17 protein-coding genes are annotated in these 17,086 nt (G+C 70.6%); 2 read left to right on the top strand and 15 right to left on the bottom strand.

The window, feature by feature from the left end; genetic code table 11:
* The first annotated feature begins 25 nt into the window (after positions 1-25).
* Positions 26-859 (top strand): MBL fold metallo-hydrolase, encoded by an 834-nt coding sequence (locus VZL07_RS36640; protein ID WP_426752594.1) that lies wholly within the window; start codon positions 26-28, stop codon positions 857-859.
* Here VZL07_RS36640 and lipB read toward each other — a convergent pair.
* The 5 genes from lipB to lpdA all read right to left on the bottom strand — a co-directional run bounded on the left by lipB (position 849) and on the right by lpdA (position 7,662).
* A complete protein-coding gene (lipB, locus tag VZL07_RS36645; RefSeq protein WP_426752595.1) occupies positions 849-1,940 on the bottom strand; it encodes a lipoyl(octanoyl) transferase LipB in 1,092 nt (363 codons plus the stop codon). The genes VZL07_RS36640 and lipB overlap by 11 nt on opposite strands.
* Positions 1,937-3,541, bottom strand: a complete 1,605-nt coding sequence (locus VZL07_RS36650; RefSeq protein WP_426752596.1) for a ClpX C4-type zinc finger protein — start codon at positions 3,539-3,541, stop codon at positions 1,937-1,939. Before VZL07_RS36650 ends, lipB begins: the two co-directional genes overlap by 4 nt.
* Positions 3,542-3,748: 207 nt before the next feature.
* Positions 3,749-5,017, bottom strand: coding sequence for a dihydrolipoamide acetyltransferase family protein (locus VZL07_RS36655; RefSeq protein ID WP_426752597.1), 1,269 nt, complete (start codon positions 5,015-5,017; stop codon positions 3,749-3,751).
* A gap of 60 nt (positions 5,018-5,077) precedes the next feature.
* Positions 5,078-6,007: a lipoyl synthase gene (gene lipA, locus VZL07_RS36660; protein ID WP_426752598.1), complete on the bottom strand. Its 930-nt coding sequence runs from the start codon at positions 6,005-6,007 to the stop codon at positions 5,078-5,080.
* 257 nt (positions 6,008-6,264) lie between these two features.
* Entirely contained in the window at positions 6,265-7,662 is a 1,398-nt protein-coding gene (gene lpdA, locus VZL07_RS36665; protein WP_426752600.1) for a dihydrolipoyl dehydrogenase, read from the bottom strand.
* A gap of 80 nt (positions 7,663-7,742) precedes the next feature.
* Here lpdA and VZL07_RS36670 point away from each other — a divergent pair, with 80 nt between their 5' ends.
* Positions 7,743-8,879: a hypothetical protein gene (locus tag VZL07_RS36670; RefSeq protein WP_426752601.1), complete on the top strand. Its 1,137-nt coding sequence runs from the start codon at positions 7,743-7,745 to the stop codon at positions 8,877-8,879.
* A 15-nt stretch (positions 8,880-8,894) separates the two neighbouring features.
* Here VZL07_RS36670 and VZL07_RS36675 read toward each other — a convergent pair whose 3' ends face one another.
* The 10 genes from VZL07_RS36675 to hisG form a co-directional block, all read right to left on the bottom strand.
* Complete coding sequence (locus tag VZL07_RS36675) at positions 8,895-9,266, bottom strand: DofB protein (RefSeq protein ID WP_426752602.1); 372 nt, start codon at positions 9,264-9,266, stop codon at positions 8,895-8,897.
* Positions 9,267-9,607: 341 nt separating this feature from the next.
* Positions 9,608-10,219 (bottom strand): bifunctional phosphoribosyl-AMP cyclohydrolase/phosphoribosyl-ATP diphosphatase HisIE, encoded by a 612-nt coding sequence (hisIE, locus tag VZL07_RS36680; RefSeq protein ID WP_426752603.1) that lies wholly within the window; start codon positions 10,217-10,219, stop codon positions 9,608-9,610.
* Positions 10,216-10,995: a histidinol-phosphatase gene (hisN, locus tag VZL07_RS36685; RefSeq protein ID WP_426752604.1), complete on the bottom strand. Its 780-nt coding sequence runs from the start codon at positions 10,993-10,995 to the stop codon at positions 10,216-10,218. Before hisN ends, hisIE begins: the two co-directional genes overlap by 4 nt.
* A complete protein-coding gene (hisF, locus tag VZL07_RS36690; RefSeq protein ID WP_426752605.1) occupies positions 10,992-11,753 on the bottom strand; it encodes an imidazole glycerol phosphate synthase subunit HisF in 762 nt (253 codons plus the stop codon). Before hisF ends, hisN begins: the two co-directional genes overlap by 4 nt.
* Positions 11,753-12,289, bottom strand: a complete 537-nt coding sequence (locus tag VZL07_RS36695) for an imidazoleglycerol-phosphate dehydratase (protein ID WP_426752606.1) — start codon at positions 12,287-12,289, stop codon at positions 11,753-11,755. Before VZL07_RS36695 ends, hisF begins: the two co-directional genes overlap by 1 nt.
* A complete protein-coding gene (locus tag VZL07_RS36700; RefSeq protein ID WP_426752607.1) occupies positions 12,286-13,002 on the bottom strand; it encodes a HisA/HisF-related TIM barrel protein in 717 nt (238 codons plus the stop codon). Before VZL07_RS36700 ends, VZL07_RS36695 begins: the two co-directional genes overlap by 4 nt.
* A complete protein-coding gene (gene hisH, locus VZL07_RS36705; protein ID WP_426752608.1) occupies positions 12,999-13,592 on the bottom strand; it encodes an imidazole glycerol phosphate synthase subunit HisH in 594 nt (197 codons plus the stop codon). Before hisH ends, VZL07_RS36700 begins: the two co-directional genes overlap by 4 nt.
* Positions 13,589-14,626, bottom strand: a complete 1,038-nt coding sequence (locus VZL07_RS36710; protein WP_426752609.1) for a pyridoxal phosphate-dependent aminotransferase — start codon at positions 14,624-14,626, stop codon at positions 13,589-13,591. Before VZL07_RS36710 ends, hisH begins: the two co-directional genes overlap by 4 nt.
* Complete coding sequence (gene hisD / locus VZL07_RS36715) at positions 14,623-15,933, bottom strand: histidinol dehydrogenase (protein WP_426752610.1); 1,311 nt, start codon at positions 15,931-15,933, stop codon at positions 14,623-14,625. Before hisD ends, VZL07_RS36710 begins: the two co-directional genes overlap by 4 nt.
* Positions 15,933-16,793 carry an ATP phosphoribosyltransferase gene (gene hisG / locus VZL07_RS36720; RefSeq protein WP_426752611.1) on the bottom strand — a complete coding sequence of 287 codons (861 nt, stop codon included), beginning with the start codon at positions 16,791-16,793 and terminating at the stop codon, positions 15,933-15,935. The genes hisD and hisG overlap by 1 nt, the downstream gene beginning before the upstream one ends.
* Between the last annotated feature and the right edge of the window lie 293 nt (positions 16,794-17,086).

Consider the following 17,086-nt stretch of genomic DNA (forward strand, 5'->3'; position numbering starts at 1 on the left):
CACCGTCGCGCGCAATCAAGCCCGTGTGCCCTTCGAGGTGCGGTTCTGGGGTGTGCGGGGCTCCATCCCTTCGCCTGGAGCGAGCACCCGGCGCTACGGCGGCAACACCCCCTGCGTGGAGGTCCGCTGTGGAGACGAGCTGCTGATCTTCGACCTGGGCACGGGCGCGCGTGCCCTGGGTCAGGCGCTGCTCGCGAAGAAGAAGCCGGTCCGTGGCTCCATCTTCATCTCGCACTACCACTACGACCATCTCCAGGGGCTGCCCTTCTTCGGGCCCATGTTCCTGCCGACGAGCGCGCTGGACGTGTACGGGCCGTCTCGCAACGGGCAGTCGGTGAAGCAGCTCCTCAGCGGACAGATGGCGCCGCCCTACTTCCCCGTGACGGCGGAGGGCGTGTTCCGGGCGCAGCTCACGTACACGGACCTGGCCGCCACGCAGACGCTCACGCTGGGCCCGGCCCAGGTGCGCACCATCGAGCTGAACCACCCGGGCGGCAACATGGGCTACCGCGTCGAGTGCCAGGGGCGCTCCCTGGTGTACGCCACCGACCTGGAGCACGGCACCGAGATGGACGATGCCTTCTACGCGTTCGTCCGGGACGCGGACGTCCTCATCTACGACGCCATGTACACCGAGGACGAGTACCACGGCCGCACCGGGCCGGCCCGCACCGGCTGGGGCCACTCCACGTGGCAGGCCGCCGTGCGCGCGGCGGATGAGGCGGGCGTGAAGAAGCTCGTGCTCTTCCACCACGACCCGTCTCGCGATGACGCGGGCATGGACCGCCTGCTGCGTCAGGTGCGAAAGCACCGCCCGGACGCCATCGCGGCCCGAGAGTCGCTGGTCATCAAGCTGTAGCGCCCTTCCCCGCCACGGCGCGCTTCACCGTCTCGCGCAGCCCCCGGAACGGCAGCCGCTCCAGGGCCGTGGGCACGTCCACCCACTCGAAGGCGTCGTGCTCGGCGCCCAGGCGTACGGCCGTGTCCGGCGGGACGTGGACGGCGAAGCCGCTCTCCTCCACCAGCCGGGGTGGCAGGGCTTCGCCCAGCGCGAAGGCATGGCGATAGTCCAGGTCCGTCAGCGGCAGCCGCAGGCCGGTCTCCTCTTCCAGCTCGCGAGCCGCGGCCTGCGCTGGAGACTCCCCGGCTTCGAGCCGGCCGGTGAGGACCTGCCAGAAGCCTCCGCGCTCCGGCCGACGACGCACGAGCAGCACGCGCGCCTCGGGGCCGTGGCCCTTCACCACCGCGATGCTCACCGTCCGCAGGGGCGGTGGCGCATCCACCCGCTCGCTGTCGAACACAGAGCAGAAGCTGTTGGCGATGGCGTCCTCCACCTCGGCCATTGGCAAGGAGCGGCCCAGCTCGCGCTGCATGGACGTCACGCCGGCCTCACGGATGCCACACGGGACGATGAGCTGGAAGTGGTCCAGGTTCGTGTTCACGTTGAGCGCGAAGCCGTGCGTGGTGAGCCAGCGGGACAGGTGCACACCAATGGCGGCGACCTTCCGCGCATCCGGCGAACCCTCCTCGCCAATCCAGACCCCGGGCCACTTCGGAATGGGGCCGGCGGTGATGCCCCACCGCGCCAGGACGTCCATGATGGAGCGCTCCACGTCACGCACGTAGCGGCGCACGTCGCGACGGTTCTCCGCCAGCAGGAAGATGGGGTAGCCCACGAGCTGCCCGGGCCCGTGGTAGGTGACGTCTCCCCCACGGTTGGTCTCGAAGATTTCCGCGCCTTCGTGCGCCAGTTGGGCGTCGCTGGCGACGATGTTCTCCCGCTTCGCGGCCCGGCCCAGGGTGAGCACGGGGGGATGCTCCAGCAGCAAGAGCGCGTCGCTGGAGAGCCCCTGCCGCCGGGATTCGCTGAAGAGGCGCATCAGCTCGAGGCCGTCCTCGTACTCCACGCGGCCCAGCCGGTAGACGGTGATGGTGTTCATGACGTTCGCTTCCTTCGGGCCTTCCGGGTGACGGTGGGCTTCGCCACGGGTTCCAGTTGCCAGGTCCCCGAAGGCACCCGGTTGAGGAGGGCGTGCAGCTCATGGCCCGCGCGTGGCGAGCGTCCCGCCTCTGCGGCCAGCGCGGCGAGCACTTCCTCGGAGAGGGAGATTGCCGGCTCGCGCGAGGCCAGACGCAGGCGGGCAATCTCCACGAATTCGGATTGCGTGGGCACGTGCAGTGTCAGCAGCACCTGCACGTGCTCCAGGAGGTGCGTGGGCACGGCGCCCCGAACGGCCTGACTGAGCGAGGCGGTGGTCCGCAGCGCCAGGGTGCGCGCGTCGCCCCGCAGCGTGAGACCGCGAGACTCCGGCGCCATGCCGCGAGCGCTGAGCACGACGGCGGGGCCGCGGTGACGCGCCAGGAAGTCCTGCAGCGTCGCTTGCGCTTCGGCGCTCAGCCGGTCCACGTCTTCCACCAGCAGGGTGCGCGTGGAGGTGGCCCCATCCAGGTCGGCGACAGCGGTGATGACGCCCTTCCCCTCGCGCTGGAGCTGCTGGAACCAGGTGCTCTTTCCGCTGCCTTCGGGGCCGACCACCAGGAGACACCGCACCTGGGCCTGAAGTGACCACGTCAGCAGCTCCTCGGCCTCGTGCTGGCCGACGAGGCGCATGCCAGGTTCGACAGGAGTGTCCGGCCGGGGACTGGGAGGCAGCGGCACGGGCGTGACGTCTTCCAGCAGGGACTGGGATTCGAGCAGGCAGCTCTTGCAGATGAAGGCGCCCGCGGGCCCGGCGACCAGGTCCCCCGTGTCGGTGCGAGGGCGGCAACAGAACGAGCACCACGCGTCGAGTGCGGCGTCCGCGCGCGTGGGGCCCCGCTCGATGAGCCGGGCCTCCCGGCGGCGACGGGGGCGAACGTCCGAGGTGGCGTCCGCCGCTACATCATCCGCACGCGGAGCCCCAGAAGGACGCACGGAAGGGGCACCGGCGTCATCCGCCGTGGCGGCAGCCGAGAGCCGAGCATCGACCGGCGGCAGGTGCTCGGAGCTCCCACGGTCGTCCCCTGCCGCGCCCGTCGTAGACGGCTCATCAGACGAATGCAGCCCTTCCAAGGTGCCACCGCCGCCCTCCGCGGCAACGCGCGCGAGCTGGGCTTCGAGCCGCTGCGGATCCTCCGGGACCTCGGTCTCGATGACCCAGGCCTGGGCGGCGTCCCGAGGCGCCTCGTCACTGACGCGCATGGCCGCTTCACGTACGGCATCCTCGATGAGTCGTTGCCGCAGCACGACGTCCGGCAGGAACTCCGAGTCCAGGGACTGCTCCAGCGGTGACGCCTGCGATGCGTCCTCGTCATCCTGCGGCTGGGGCCGCGAGAGCAACATCTCCGGCATCCACTCCAGCCGGTTCACCGCCTCCGCGAGGTCGGCACGACTGCCGTCCAGCCGCTGCGCGTGACGCAGCAACTGCAGCGCCCGGCGCGTGTTGCCGGCCTCCCGGTACAGCTCCGCCGCTTTCTGGAGGCACTCCACCGCGCGGACCACATCCCCCTGTGTCTCGGCGGACTGCGCGGCGCGGATCAGCTCGCGAGGGTTCTCGGCCATACGTGCAGAGCCTAACCGGCTCGAGCCACCGACGCGCGGCCCGCGTGCGGGGCCACTGCGGCCGGGCGCTTCCAGGGCCGGCTCCCGGGCCCCGGAGCAGCCACGCCCTGTGAGTGCTGGGACGCGGAGCCTACGCGCTCACCTCACGCCGCGCCGAGCAACCACGCCCCATCACCTCAGGGACGTGGCACCGCCACGGCGCACACCTCACGCCATGGCGAGGAACAGGAGGTCCGGCTTCTCCAGGTACTTGATGATCTCGTACGTGAAGTCCGCCGCCACCGAGCCGTCGATGACGCGGTGGTCGCACGACAGCGACAGGTTCATCATGTCGCGAACGACGACCTGGTCACCCACCACCGCCGGGCGCTTCTTCAGGCGGTGCACGCCCAGGATGCCCACCTCGGGGTGGTTGATGATGGGCGTGGCGAACAGGCCACCGCTCTGGCCCAGCGAGCTGATGGTGAAGGTGCCGCCCGTCAGCTCCTCCATCTTCAGCTTGCGGTCGCGAGCCGCCGCGCCCAGGCGCGCCGTCTCCCGCGCCAGCTCCGCCAGCGTCAACCGGTCGGCGTTCTTCACCACCGCCACGGTGAGCCCGTCCGGCGTCGCCGCCGCCATGCCGATGTTGTACTCGCCGCGGACCACCAGCTCCTGCGCCGCCTCGTCGAAGTTCGCGTTGAGGTGCGGGAACTTCTTCAGCGCCGCCACCGTCGCCTTGATGATGAACGGCAGGTAGTTGAGCTTGGTGTTGTCACCGGCCGCCGCCAGCTGCGCGTTCAGCCGCGCGCGCAGGGCCACCAGCTCCGTGGCGTCCACTTCCTCCACGAACGCGAAGTGCGGCGCGGTGAACTTCGACCGCACCATCTTCTCCGCGATCTTCTTGCGCAGGCCACGGAGCGGGATGCGCTCGTCGGCCGCACCCGAGCTGACAGCGGGCGCCGCGGGACGGGCCTGCTGCGCGGCCGGTGCCGCCACCACGTTCTTCTGGCCCCCCTCCAGCGCCGCGACCACGTCCGCCTTCGTCACGCGGCCCTGCGGACCGGTGCCGGCAATCGCCGCCAGGTCCAGGCCATGCTCGCGCGCCATGCGCCGTGTCACCGGCGTGGCCAGCACCTTCGTCGCCGAGACAGGCGCCCCAGCGCCGTTGCCACCCGAGGCGGGCGCCGCGGCGACGGGCGTCGGTGCCTCCGAAGCCGTGGCGGCGCCGTGCCCACCGGCCTGCACCGGCACATCGCCCTCGACCTCCAGGGTGACGAGGAGCTGGTGCACCTTCGCCATGTCGCCTTCCTTGCCGTGAGTCTTCACGACGCGGCCCGCCTTGGGGGCGGGAACGGTGACGGTGGCCTTGTCCGTCATCACCTCGGCGAGCACCTGGTCTTCCTTGACGGAGTCCCCCTCCTTCACGTGCCACTTCACCAGCTCACCCTCCATCACACCTTCACCGAGGTCGGGGAGCTTGAATTCGAAGATCGCCATGGGGTCGTCTTTCCGGGAGGCAGGGGTGTGGGGTCAAGCCATGAATCGGAGCATCACGGCTCAGCCGAGCCGTTCGAGCCGCTCACGCTCCATCAGGCCCTTCATGAAGAACTCTGCGGCCCGGTAGCTGGACCGCACCAGCGGACCGGACGCCACGTAGAGGAAGCCGTAGGACTCGGCCAGCGTCTTGTACGCCTCGAACTGCGCGGGCGTGACGAAGCGCTCCACGCGCAGGTGGTACTGCGACGGCTGCAGGTACTGGCCCAGCGTCAGCACGTCCACGCCCACGTCGCGCAGGTCCTTGAACGTCTGCTCCAGCTCCGCGTCCGTCTCCCCCAGGCCCACCATGATGGACGTCTTGGTGTAGAGGCCCTCGGGGCGGTTCTTGAGGTACTCCAGCACGCGCAGGGACTGGCGGTACTTCGCGCGCCGGTCGCGCACCGTCGGCGTCAGCCGCTCCACCGTTTCCACGTTGTGCGCCACCACGTGCGGCTTCGCCTCCGCCACCGTGGCCAGGTCCTTCTCCACGCCCTTGAAGTCCGGGATGAGCACCTCGACGATGGTGCGCGGGCTCTCCCGGCGCAGCTCGCGGATGGCGGACGCGAAGTGGCTGGCGCCGCCGTCCGGCCGGTCATCCCGGTTCACGGACGTGACGACGATGTACTCCAGGTCCATCTCCTTCACCGCCTGGGCCAGATGGATGGGCTCCATCGGGTCCAGCGGCGGGGGCGCGCCGACCTTCACGTGGCAGAAGCGGCACGCGCGCGTGCACACCTCGCCCATGAGCATGACGGTGGCGGTGCCGCCGCCCCAGCACTCGGCGATGTTCGGGCAGCGGGCCTCCTCGCACACCGTGGCCAGCTTCGTGCGCTTCACGATGGCCTTGACCCGCTCGTAGCCTTCGCCGTGCGGGAGCCGCACCTTCAGCCACTCCGGCTTGCGGGTGGTCTCGGGCACCTGGGGAAGCGGGAACCGGTCGGGAGTCGCCATGGATCGCGGGCCTTCTATGGGTTGGGCGAGGGACGTTCAAGCGGAAGCCACTAACGCAAGGCGTCAGCATCCACCAGGCGTCTGCCAGTTGTCGCCTCTCTACTAATGCCCCGGCCCCCTGTGGGCAGCCCGCGAGGACATCCCCCAGCGGCCTGCCGGGGGACCGGGACCTCGCGTGGCCGCCCGGGCCGGAAACGACAGGGCCGTCCACGGCGCACCGGGACGGCCCTGGGGACTTCAGGCGAGGCGCGCGCCGCTCAGAAGTGACGCGGGTGGCCCAGCGTGGCCTCGGCGCCCTCGTGGACGATCTCGGAGAGCGTCGGGTGCGCGTGGATGGTGTTCGCCAGCTCCTCGGTGGTGATCTCCAGCTTCAGCGCGACGCACGCCTCGGCCAGCAGCTCGGTGGCGTGCGGACCGATGAGGTGCACCCCGAGGACCTCGTCGTACTTCTTGTCCGACACGATCTTGATCATGCCGTTGGACTCGTTGGAGATGGCGGCCTTGGTGACGGCGCCGAAGGGGGCGATGCCCACCTTCACGTCGTAGCCGCGCTCCTTGGCCTTCTTCTCCGTCAGGCCCACCGAGGCGACCTCGGGGTAGCAGTACGTGGCCGACGGCGTCAGGTCGTAGTTGATGGGCTGCGGGTTCTTCCCGGCGATGTGCTCCACCGCCACCACGCACTCCGCGCTGGCCATGTGCGCCAGCATCGGCGTGGGGATGACGTCGCCCACGGCGTAGACGTTGGGCTCGGAGGTGCGGAGCATCGAGTCGACCTTGATGTAGCCGCGCTCGGACTTGATGTTCGTCTTGTCCAGGCCCACGTCCTCGGTGACGGGCGAGCGGCCCACCGCCGACAGGAGGATCTCCGCCTCCAGCGTCTTGGTCTCGTTGCCCACCTTCATGGTGACTCGCACGCCGTCCGCCGTGTGCTCCACCTTCTCCACCGCGGAGCCGGTGTGCACGTCGATGCCGCGGCGCTTGAAGATCTTCTCCAGCTCCTTGGAGATGTCCGCGTCCTCGATGGGGAGCAGCGCGGGCATGTACTCCACGATGGCCGTCTTGCTGCCCACGTGGTTGAACACGGAGGCGAACTCGCAGCCCACGGCGCCGGCGCCCAGCACGATGATGCTCTTGGGGACGCGGTCGATCTGCAGGATGGAGTCGCTGTTCAGCACCCGCTTGTGGTCCACCGGGACGTTCGGCAGGGACTTGGGCACCGAGCCGGTGGCGATGATGATGTTCTTCGCCTCCAGGACCTGCTTCGAGCCGTCCTCGGCGGTGACCTCCACCTTGCCCTTGCCGGCGATGCGGCCATGGCCCTTCACCACCGTCACCTTGTTCTTCTTCATCAAGAAGTCGATGCCGTTGGCACCCTTGGTGACGACCTTGTCCTTGTGCTTCATCGCGTTCGGCCAGTTGATGGCCGGGCTGCTCACATCGATGCCGAAGTCGGCCGCCTCGCGGACGTGGTGGAAGAGCTCCGCGGTCCACAGCAGGGACTTGGTCGGGATGCAGCCGCGGTGGAGGCAGGTGCCGCCCAGCCGCTTGTCCTTCTCGATGATGGCCGTCTTCAGGCCGAGCTGACCCGCGCGAATGGCACCCACGTAGCCGCCAGGGCCCGAACCGATGATCACCACGTCGAACGTCTCAGCCACGCACGCCTCCGTAATTATTGCGGATGGAACCCGGTGGGGCTGATAACCCCCGGTCCCGGTTGGAATCAAGGAGTTTGCTCGTGCGCCGTTTCCCGCTCCGAACCCTCCTCTTGATGTTGGTAGCGCTCATCGCCTTCGGACGTCTGTGGTGCGTGACGCATCCGGATGAGGCGTCCCGTCCTCCGTCCGAAAGCCAGGCCCGGGCCCCCGCCCCGACGGCGGGAGCGCCAGTCCCCTCCTCCGTCCCGGAATGCCGCACCCTGGAGCGGACGCTCGAGAACGCCCTCCGGGCTCCCGAGGAGGCGACCGTCCTGGCGGAGGCCCGGCGGCAGCTGGAGGCCTGCGCGGAGCCTCCGGTCCGAGCCTGCGCGCTGGGAACGGCCCTGGACATGCGCTCGCCCTTATCCAATGGAGAAGCCACGCCGCTTCGAGGGCTGCTGGGTACCCTGTGCGAGCGCTGCCCGCCCGCCGCCAACAGCTGTGCCCAGGCCGTGGGGCAGGCGATGCTGGCCGCCGCCGTGGGCCCCCAGGTGGACACCGCCCGCGTGAAGTGGAACCTGGAGCATGCGGGGCCGGGACTGGGAGCGGCGTGCGCGTCCCTCGTTCAGTTGGGGCTGGCCCCCGCGGCGCAGTCCGACATCACCGTGCGGCCCCCGGTGCTGGCGCTCGTTGGAGCGCTGGCGCCGCGCTGCTCCCAGGAGGGCCACCTGGATGACGCGGTGCTGCGCGCCGCCGCCGCGAACCTGGTGGCGCCAGTCCCGGCCCTGGTGGCGCTGGCCGCCGCCCCCGTCGCCGGGGAGCCGGGCCCGGTGGAGCCGGACCGGGTTGAAGGCACCGAGCCCGCGCGCCAGGCGTTCGACCGCGACGAGAACACCAGCGTCGCCGTGGGCAAGGCGCCCAGGGGCGAGCGCTGGGACGCGGACGGCGCGCTGCGCGCGAGCTACGCGCCCACGCTGAAGCAGCTCGTGGCGGTGCAGGTCCGCGCCACCGGTCCGGGGACGGTGAGGGCCATCGTCCGGACGCCGCGGGGCGTGGGCTTGACGGATCCGGAGAAGAACTTCTCCTTCGTCAACCCCACCATCTGCCGCTTCCAGGGCACCGGTCAGCTGGAGCTGTGCCAGCTCCAGGTGCCGCTGCGCGACGTGGACGCGGTGAGCGTCTTCCCCGAGCGTGAGGACGTCGCGCTGAACGAACTGGAGGTCATCGGCGCCCGCTAACGGGCGCCGCGGACGTCAGTTGACGAGGAGGCCGCGCTCCTTCGCCATGGCGAAGAGCGGCGTGGCGTCCTTCTTCAGCACCGCGCTGACATCCTTGATGATGGAGTCTCCGGACTTCGCCACCGAGAGGAAGTTGTCGAAGGTGCGCGTGAGGATGAGCACGCCGGAGATGATGACCCGCTGGAGGTTGTGCTGCAGGTCGGAGCCCTCGTAGATGAGCCACGCCTGCTCCATCCAGGTCTTGCGGCCATCGAGGAGGAACTGGTTGAGGATGGCGCGGTCGTTGGCGTCCGGGACCTTCGACTTCGCGCTCACCGACGCGATGTAGATGAGCTTCGAGTTGAGACGCGCGGAGGCTTCCTGCACCTGCGCGAACAGCAACGTCATGTCCTCCTTCGTCGGGGGATTGTCCCAACGGGAAAACACGATTCGGTCGAGGATCTCCGCCTTGTACGTAGGGCCGTTCACAATGCCTCCGATGAGGCGAACGCCTGACGGGCGCCCGCCCGGCTTTCCACTCCGCCGTGCGCTCGGATCTGTAGCAGGAACACTCCATTCGTTGAAAGACACGGTCACAGAGCGGATCCGCTTTCCGCACGTGGAGGCCCCGCGCGGCTGTAGCAGCGGCGGACAAATTCGGCAGGGTCGCCATCGATTCTCGTGGAAACCCCGTATTCGTCGCGAACAGTTCAGGAAATAACAGGATACCTGCGACCGAGCACGGCGTCTCAGCGCGTGGCTCGACGCGCGAGGATGGCTTTCACGTCCTCCAGCGTGAGGCCCAGGGGCCGGATGGCGACGAGCACATGGTAGAGCACGTCCGCGGCCTCCTCTCCCGCTCGAGGTGGATCCGCATCCGCGCACGCCGTCACCAGCTCCGCGGCCTCCTCGCCCAGTTTCTTCAAACGCAGGTTTCGGTCCTCCAGCAGCCTTCGCGTGTAGCTCGGGGGCGCGTCTTCCGTCTTCGCCAGGGCGTCAGCACGCTGCGCGAGCGTGGCATCCAGCGCGGCCAGCGCGTCCCACCCGCCAGGTCCGAAGCAGGACGCTTCTCCGGTGTGACAGGCCGGCCCCGCCTTCTCCACGCGTGCGAGCACCGCGTCGCCGTCACAGTCCGCGTGGAGCGATACCACCCGCTGCACGTTGCCGCTCGTGCCCCCCTTGTGCCACAGGCCGCGCGTGCGCGAGCGGTAGTGCATCTCTCCGGTGGCCAGCGTGCGCTCCAGGGCCTCGCGGTCTGCATGTGCCACCATCAGCACGTCCCCGGTCCGCGCATCCTGCGTGACGACCGTCACCGTGCCGTTGCCCTTCGTGAAGTCGAGCGCATCCAGGTCGAGCTTCATCGTCCCTCCACGGCACCCAGGCGCTCACGAACCACGCGGGCCAGCGCGGCGTTGGTGGCGATGCCGTTGCCGCCAAAGGCGGTGCGCCGGCCCGTCCAGTCGGTGAACACGCCGCCGGCCTCTTCGATGATGGGCTGCAGGGCGGCGGCGTCCCAGGGCGACAGCAGCTCGTCCACCATCACCTCCGCGCGCCCGGTGGCCACCAGCAGGTAGCCGTAACAGTCCCCCCACGTGCGGTCCACCGCGGCCTCCTTCGTGAGCGCGCGCCAGGCGGCACCGCGCTCCGGGTACACCGGAAAGCGCTCGTCCGTGGACAGCACGACGGCCTGGGACAGCTCGGCTTGCTGCGAGACGCGCGCGGGCTTGTCATTCCAGAAGCAACCGTGGCCGAGGGCCGCCACCAGCAGCTCTCCCACCGCGGGGAAGTAAGCGGCACCCACGAGGATGCGCTCGCCTTCCGCCAGCGCCACCAGGGTGCCCCACAGCGGGACCCCGCGGATGAAGGTCTTCGTCCCGTCGATGGGGTCCAGAATCCAGCGCCGCTTCGCGCCAGGCCGCGTCTCGCCGAACTCCTCGCCCAGAATGCCGTCATCCGGGAAGCGCGCCTCCAGCCACTCCCGCGCGCGAGACTCCGCCGTGCGGTCCGCCACCGTCACCGGAGAGCCGTCCGACTTCGTATCCACCGCGATGCCCGCCCGGAAGAAGCCCAGCGCCACGTCGCCGGCCGTCCTCGCCACCTCCGCCGCGGCCTGCATCAACGCTCCCGTGTCCGTCATGTCACGCTCCGGATGTGAAGGCCGCTCTCGCCGAGCAGCGATTTGATGGCGCCCACCGTGGTGAGGCCGTCGTGCAGGATGCCGGCGACCAGCGCCGCGTCGGCGCCACCTTCCTGAAGCGCCTCCCGGACGTGCGCCGCGCCGCCAGCGCCCCCCGAGGCGATGACCGGCACATCCACCACGTCCGAGACGGCCCGCGTCAACGCCAGGTCATACCCCTGCCGCGCACCATCCCGGTCGATGCTGGTCAGCAGCAGCTCTCCCGCCCCGCGCGCCACGCACTCGCGCGCCCACGCCACCGCGTCCAGGTCCGTGGGCCTCCTGCCGCCGTGGGTGTAGACGCGCCAGCGGTCTCCGTCGCGCTTCGCGTCGATGCTGGCCACGACGCACTGCGAGCCGAAGCGCTCCGCGCACGCCGTGAGCAGCGCCGGGTTGGCCACCGCCGCCGAGTTGATGCTCACCTTGTCCGCGCCCGCCCGCAGCGCCCGGCCCACGTCCTCCACCGTGCGCACGCCGCCGCCGACCGTCAGCGGGATGAAGAGCTGCTCCGCCGTGCGCCGCACCAGCTCCCACAAGGTGTCCCGCTCGTCGGCGCTCGCGGAGATGTCGAGGAACGTCACCTCGTCAGCCCCCTCCGCCTCGTAGCGCCGGGCCAGCTCCACCGGGTCGCCCACGTCGCGGAGCCCCTCGAATCGCACGCCCTTCACCACGCGCCCACCCTTCACGTCCAGGCAGACGACGAGTCGCCGCGTGAGCATCACTTCACCTCCAGCGACACGGTGCCCTTCATGCTGAACACCGAGCCCGAGTCCACCATGGCGTCCCGCAGCGCCAGCCCCAGCGCCTTGAAGGCCGCCTCCGTCGCGTGGTGGCTGTCCTTTCCCCGGAGCACGCGCAGGTGCAGCGTCACCCGGGCGTGCTCGCAGAACGAGCGCATCCAGTGCTCGTAGAGCCGATTCTTCAGAGGCCCCCGGTAGTAGAAGCGCCCGCCCGCATCCAGGCACGCCTGCACCAGCGCGTCGTCCATGGGAATGGTGCGCTCGGCGAAGCGCGCGGCCGTGACGGGAATCACCTGCTGCACCGCGGTGCCCACCGTTATCGCCACATCCTCCATGACGTGGTGGGTGAGGTCGCCGCGCGCGCGGAGCGTGAGGTCCAACCCCGCGTAGCGCGCGAAGGTGGCGAGCATGTGGTCGAAGAACTTCAGCCCCGTGTCCACGCGCGTGACGCCCTGGCCGGGCGCCAGCTCCACGTGGACCTGTGTCTCCTTCGTCTCTCGAATGACAGTGGTCATCCCGCGAACTCCCGCGCGACCGCGCTCGCATCCAGACGTCCCGTGTACAGCGCCATGCCAATGACGGCCCCGTAGGCGCCCGCCGCCGCCAGGGCCCGCAGGTCCCCCATCGTCGTCACGCCACCGGAGGCGTAGAGACGGTGCCGGCTGGTGCTCGCCACCTCCCGCATCAACGGCAGGTCCACGCCCGACAGTTGCCCCTCCTTGTGGACCGCCGTCACCAGCAGCCCGCCCAGCGGCAGCGGCTCCAGCGCCGCGAGGACGTCCCGCACGTCCCGGGCGCTCCCCGCCGTCCAGCCCCGGGTCACCACCTCGCGTCCCTTCACGTCCGCGGCCACCATCACCTGGCCGGGGAAGGCTTGCGCGATGTGCGCCAGCCAGGCCTCGTCCTCGATGGCCCGGGTCCCCACCACCACGGACGCAGCGCCACCGGCCAGGACCGCCTCCACGCGGTCGGTGTCCCGCACCCCGCCTCCCACCGAGAAGGTGAGGCCCCGTTCGAAGGCCGTCAGCTGGAAGATGGCGTCCGCGTTCGAGCCCCTGCCCAGCGCCGCGTCCAGGTCCACGACGTGGAAGGTGCCGAAGCCGTGACGCCGCCACTGCTTCAGCGCCTCCAGCGGGTCATCCACCCGCACCTTCTCTTCCGCATAGGAGCCTCCCACGAGCTGGACGCAGGCGCCCTCGCGCAGGTCGATGGCCGGAATCGCAATCACGATGCCACCTCCTGGAGGAAGGCCTGGACGAAGCGCACACCCGCCTCGGAGGACTTCTCCGGGTGGAACTGCACGCCCACCACCTTTCCCTTGCGGACCGCCGCCGGGAAGCGATCGGCCTCGTGCGTCGTCCACCCCGTTACCACCGACGGGTCCGCCGCGCGGCAGGCGAAGCTGTGCGCGTAGTACACGGTGTCCAGGCGCGCGGACGTCAGCGTGCAATCGCCTTCCACCTGGTTCCACCCCATCTGCGGGACGCGCCTCGCCGAGAGCCGCGTCACCCGGCCCTGGAAGTACCCCAGGCCCGCGCCCTCGCCTTCGTCGCTGCCCTCGAAGAGCAGCTGCATGCCCAGGCAGATGCCCAGGCACGGCAAGCCATTCTCCAGCGCCGTCCGCATCGCGTCGCGTCCGGGCTCGAGCCGGGCCACCGCGGCACCGAATGCGCCGACGCCCGGCAGCACCAGCACATCGGTGTCCAGCGCGCGCAGAGGGTCCTCCTGGACGCGCACCTCCGCGCCCGGCACGGTGGCGAGCGCCTTGGCCAGGGAGTGGAGGTTGCCCGCGCCGTAGTCGAACAGGGTGACTCTCATCGCAATGACTCCCGCAGCGCCGCCAGCGCCGTCTCCATCAAGGGCCAGGGCCCCACGCCCACCCGGAGCGCGTCGCCCACGCCCGTCAGCCCCTGGAAGGCCCGCACATTCACGCTCCGCTCCCGCATCCGCTCCGCGACCGCCTGCGCGCCTGGCAGCGGCACCATCAGGAAGTTCGCCTCCGAGGGCAGCGGCGAAAGCCCCAGCGCCGTCAGCTCGCCCCGCAGTCGCTCACGACAGGCGACGGCCGCTGCCGCACGGTCGCGCACCCAGTCCGCGTCATCCGTCAGCACCGAGACGGCCACGGCCTCCGCGACTCCGGTGAGCTTGTAGGGTCCACGCGCCTTCTCCACTTCCGCCACGAGCTCGGGCGAGCCCACGCCCCACCCCACGCGCAACCCCGCCAGCCCGAAGGCCTTGGAGAAGGTACGTGTCACGAGCACGTTTCGGCGCGAGCGCGCCAGTTCGAGGAAGGCCTTGCCCGGCGAGAAGTCCGCGTAGGCCTCGTCGATGACGACGATGCCGGGTGCGCCGTCCACCACGCGCTCCACCGCCGCGCGCGACAGCGCCGTGCCGGTGGGATTGTTCGGCGAGCACAGGTAGATGACCTTCGCTCCCGTGGCGAGCAGCGCGTCCGCGTCCACGTCGAAGTCCGGCGCGAGAGGGACGGGCACGGCATTCAGGCCGTTCACCTTCGCGAACATCGGCACCATGACGAAGGTCGGGTCCTGGAAGGCCAGCGTGTCCCCGGGCTCCAGGAAGGCACGGAGCGCCGAGTCGATGATGTCATCCGAACCGCAGCCCGTCGTGACCGCTTCAGGCTCCGCGCCGATGCACGTCGCGAGCGCCCGGCGCAGTTCCGGTGCGTAGCCCTGGGGGTAACGCGGAACAGCGGACACGCAGGACGTGAGCACCCGCTCCACCGAGGGCGGGACGCCAAAGAGGTTGGTGTTGTCGCTCAGGTCCACCCGGCAGGGCCGCTTCGACGGCGCATACAGGGGGATGTCCCGGTACGAGGCCCGCCGGGGAATCATGGCCGCCCCCAGGCGCGCGCCGCTTCGGCGTGCGCGAAGAGCCCCTCGCTGTCCGCCAGGCGCCCCACGTCCTCCGCCAGCGACTCCGCCGCCCGAGGCGCCACCCGCTGGTAGGTGGTCCACCGGTAGAAGTCGAGCAGGTTGAGTCCCGAGTACGCCCGCGCCAGCCCCGCCGTGGGCAGGACGTGGTTGGAGCCCGTCATGTAGTCGCCGTAGGCCACCGACGAGCGCTCGCCCAGGAACACGGTGCCCGCGTTGCGCACGCGCAGCAGGTCGTCCTGGGGCGTCGCGGTGGCGATGAGCAGGTGCTCCGGCGCGAAGTCCGCCACGAAGGGCCACGCTTCATCCAGCGACGACACGCTCAGCACCGCCCCGCGCGAGCCCAGCGCCGAGGTGACGATCTCCCACCGCTTCGCGCGCTCGGCCAGCCGGTCCACCTCCTCGGCGATGGCGTCCGCCAGCGCGTCGCCCAGGGCGAGCGTCACACAGGCCGCCTCCGGATCGTGCTCGGCCTGGGCCAGCATCTCCCGCGCCACCGCCGCCGGGTTCGCGGTGCCATCGGCGACGACCAGGATTTCGCTCGGGCCCGCGGGGGCTTCGATGGCCACCGCGCCCACCACCTGGAGCTTGGCCTCGGCCACGTAGGCGTTGCCCGGCCCTACGATGCGGTCCACGCGCGGCACGCTCTCCGTGCCGTAGGCCATGGCCGCCACCGCGCCCGCGCCGCCCAGCGCGAAGACGCGGTCCGCGCCCGACAGCGCCGCCGCGGCCAGTACGCTCGCGTGTGGCAAGCCATCCGGCCCCGGCGGCGAGCAGACGATGACCTCGCCCACGCCCGCCACCTTCGCGGGGACCACGCCCATCAACACGCTGCTGGGGTACACCGCGCGGCCGCCCGGGGCGTAGACGCCCACGCGTCCCAGCGGATCCGGCCGCCGGCCCACCAGCACACCGGGCTCGGTCTCGACCTCCACCAGGCGCGGCGTCTGGGGCGCATGGGCCAGCGCGACGTTGCGCGCCGCGCGGGCCAGTGCCTCCCGGACCGAAGGCTCCAGCGCCGCGAGCGCCGCCTCGCAGGCCGCGCGCGGCACCTCCAGCGTGGTCAACTCCACGCGGTCGAACTGACGCGCGAAGTCGAAGAGCGCCCGGTCACCGTCGGCGCGAACCCGGGCGATGAGCTCGCGCACGCGCATGGCCACGCGCGCGTCCGAGCCCGCCGCCCGGTCCATCAACCGGCGCAAGTCCTCCGCGGACAGCCCGGACAGCGGACCGCGGTACCTCAAGGTCGTGGAAGCCAGGAGCGCCATCACGCCATCAACCTTTCGATGCGGGTGACGAGGATGCCCTCGCAGCCCAGCGCCTTCAGTGCATTGATGGTGCGGTAGATGGTCCTCGCGGGAACCACCGCGTGCACCGCCACGAAGTTGCCGCCATCCAGCACGTCCACCACGGTGGGGCCGTTGAGGCCCGGAAGCACCTCGCGCACCTGGACGAGCGCGTCCTTCGGCACGTTGGCCATCAGGTAGCGCTTGCCGCGCGCCGCCAGCACCGAGCCCAGGGCCTGCGTGAGCTCGTCGAGCTTCCGCTGCGCGTCCACGGCGTTGCCCTTGCACGCCACCAGCCGGGCGCTGGACTCCAGCACCGTGGCCACCTCGCGCAGGCCATTCATCTTCAGCGTGGAGCCGGTGGACGTCAGGTCCACCACGATGTCGGCGATGCCCAGGTGGGGCGCAATCTCCGCGGCGCCCGACACCGGCACCACCGTCACCCGCTGCCCGCGCTTCGCGAAGAACGCCTGCGTCAGCCGGGGGAAGCACGATGCCACCCGCGTGCCGGGCTTCACGTCATCCGGCGAGCCAAGGCCGCTCTCCTCTCTCGCGGCCACCACCAGCCGGCAACGGCCGAGCTCCAGGTCCATCAGCAGCTCCAGCTCGCGCCCGGCCTCGTTCACCAGGTCCCAACCGGTAACCCCCGCGTGCGCGGCGCCGTCCGCCACGAACTCGGGGATGTCCTGGGCGCGGACGAAGATGGCCTCGAACTCACCGCCCAGCGACGCGGTGAGGGCGCGCTCTCCGCGGACGCGGACCTCCAGGCCCGCGTCGTTGAACAGCTCCCTGACCTCCTCGGACAGGCGGCCTTTGTTGGGCAATGCAATCTTCAGCTGCATGGGGGACCCTTCGAGACGTCGAGGGAACGGACGACGCGGAAACGAAAAAAGGCCCGTCCTGGGGGGACGGGCCTTCGGTCGCTGCGGCAGGTGCCGGAGTGGGTGCGTCTAGCGTCTCACCCAGGCATGCGCATGGCGAACGGTCCCGTCGGGGCCGAGCCGGTGATGCGCATGATGGTGATGAAGGGACGCGAAGAGCATTGCCTCATGAGTAACGGCAAAGCGCTCCGCCGTCAACCGGGCCTCGGACAGAGCCCGCGTGACGCTTGCAAACACCGGCAAGGGCGAGCAGG

It is taken from the genome of Pseudomyxococcus flavus (genome assembly GCF_050038885.1).
Lineage (GTDB): Bacteria > Myxococcota > Myxococcia > Myxococcales > Myxococcaceae > Myxococcus > Myxococcus flavus.

Coding starts and splice junctions, on each gene's coding strand:
- hisF (WP_426752605.1), bottom strand. CDS start 11,753: ATGCTCACGCGGCGACTCGTCGTCTGCCTGGACGTGAAGGGTGGGCGC.
- lipA (WP_426752598.1), bottom strand. CDS start 6,007: ATGGCGACTCCCGACCGGTTCCCGCTTCCCCAGGTGCCCGAGACCACC.
- hisG (WP_426752611.1), bottom strand. CDS start 16,793: ATGCAGCTGAAGATTGCATTGCCCAACAAAGGCCGCCTGTCCGAGGAG.
- VZL07_RS36650 (WP_426752596.1), bottom strand. CDS start 3,541: ATGGCCGAGAACCCTCGCGAGCTGATCCGCGCCGCGCAGTCCGCCGAG.
- hisH (WP_426752608.1), bottom strand. CDS start 13,592: ATGAGAGTCACCCTGTTCGACTACGGCGCGGGCAACCTCCACTCCCTG.
- VZL07_RS36675 (WP_426752602.1), bottom strand. CDS start 9,266: ATGACGTTGCTGTTCGCGCAGGTGCAGGAAGCCTCCGCGCGTCTCAAC.
- VZL07_RS36695 (WP_426752606.1), bottom strand. CDS start 12,289: ATGACCACTGTCATTCGAGAGACGAAGGAGACACAGGTCCACGTGGAG.
- lipB (WP_426752595.1), bottom strand. CDS start 1,940: ATGAACACCATCACCGTCTACCGGCTGGGCCGCGTGGAGTACGAGGAC.
- VZL07_RS36655 (WP_426752597.1), bottom strand. CDS start 5,017: ATGGCGATCTTCGAATTCAAGCTCCCCGACCTCGGTGAAGGTGTGATG.
- hisIE (WP_426752603.1), bottom strand. CDS start 10,219: ATGAAGCTCGACCTGGATGCGCTCGACTTCACGAAGGGCAACGGCACG.
- hisD (WP_426752610.1), bottom strand. CDS start 15,933: ATGGCGCTCCTGGCTTCCACGACCTTGAGGTACCGCGGTCCGCTGTCC.
- VZL07_RS36710 (WP_426752609.1), bottom strand. CDS start 14,626: ATGATTCCCCGGCGGGCCTCGTACCGGGACATCCCCCTGTATGCGCCG.
- hisN (WP_426752604.1), bottom strand. CDS start 10,995: ATGACGGACACGGGAGCGTTGATGCAGGCCGCGGCGGAGGTGGCGAGG.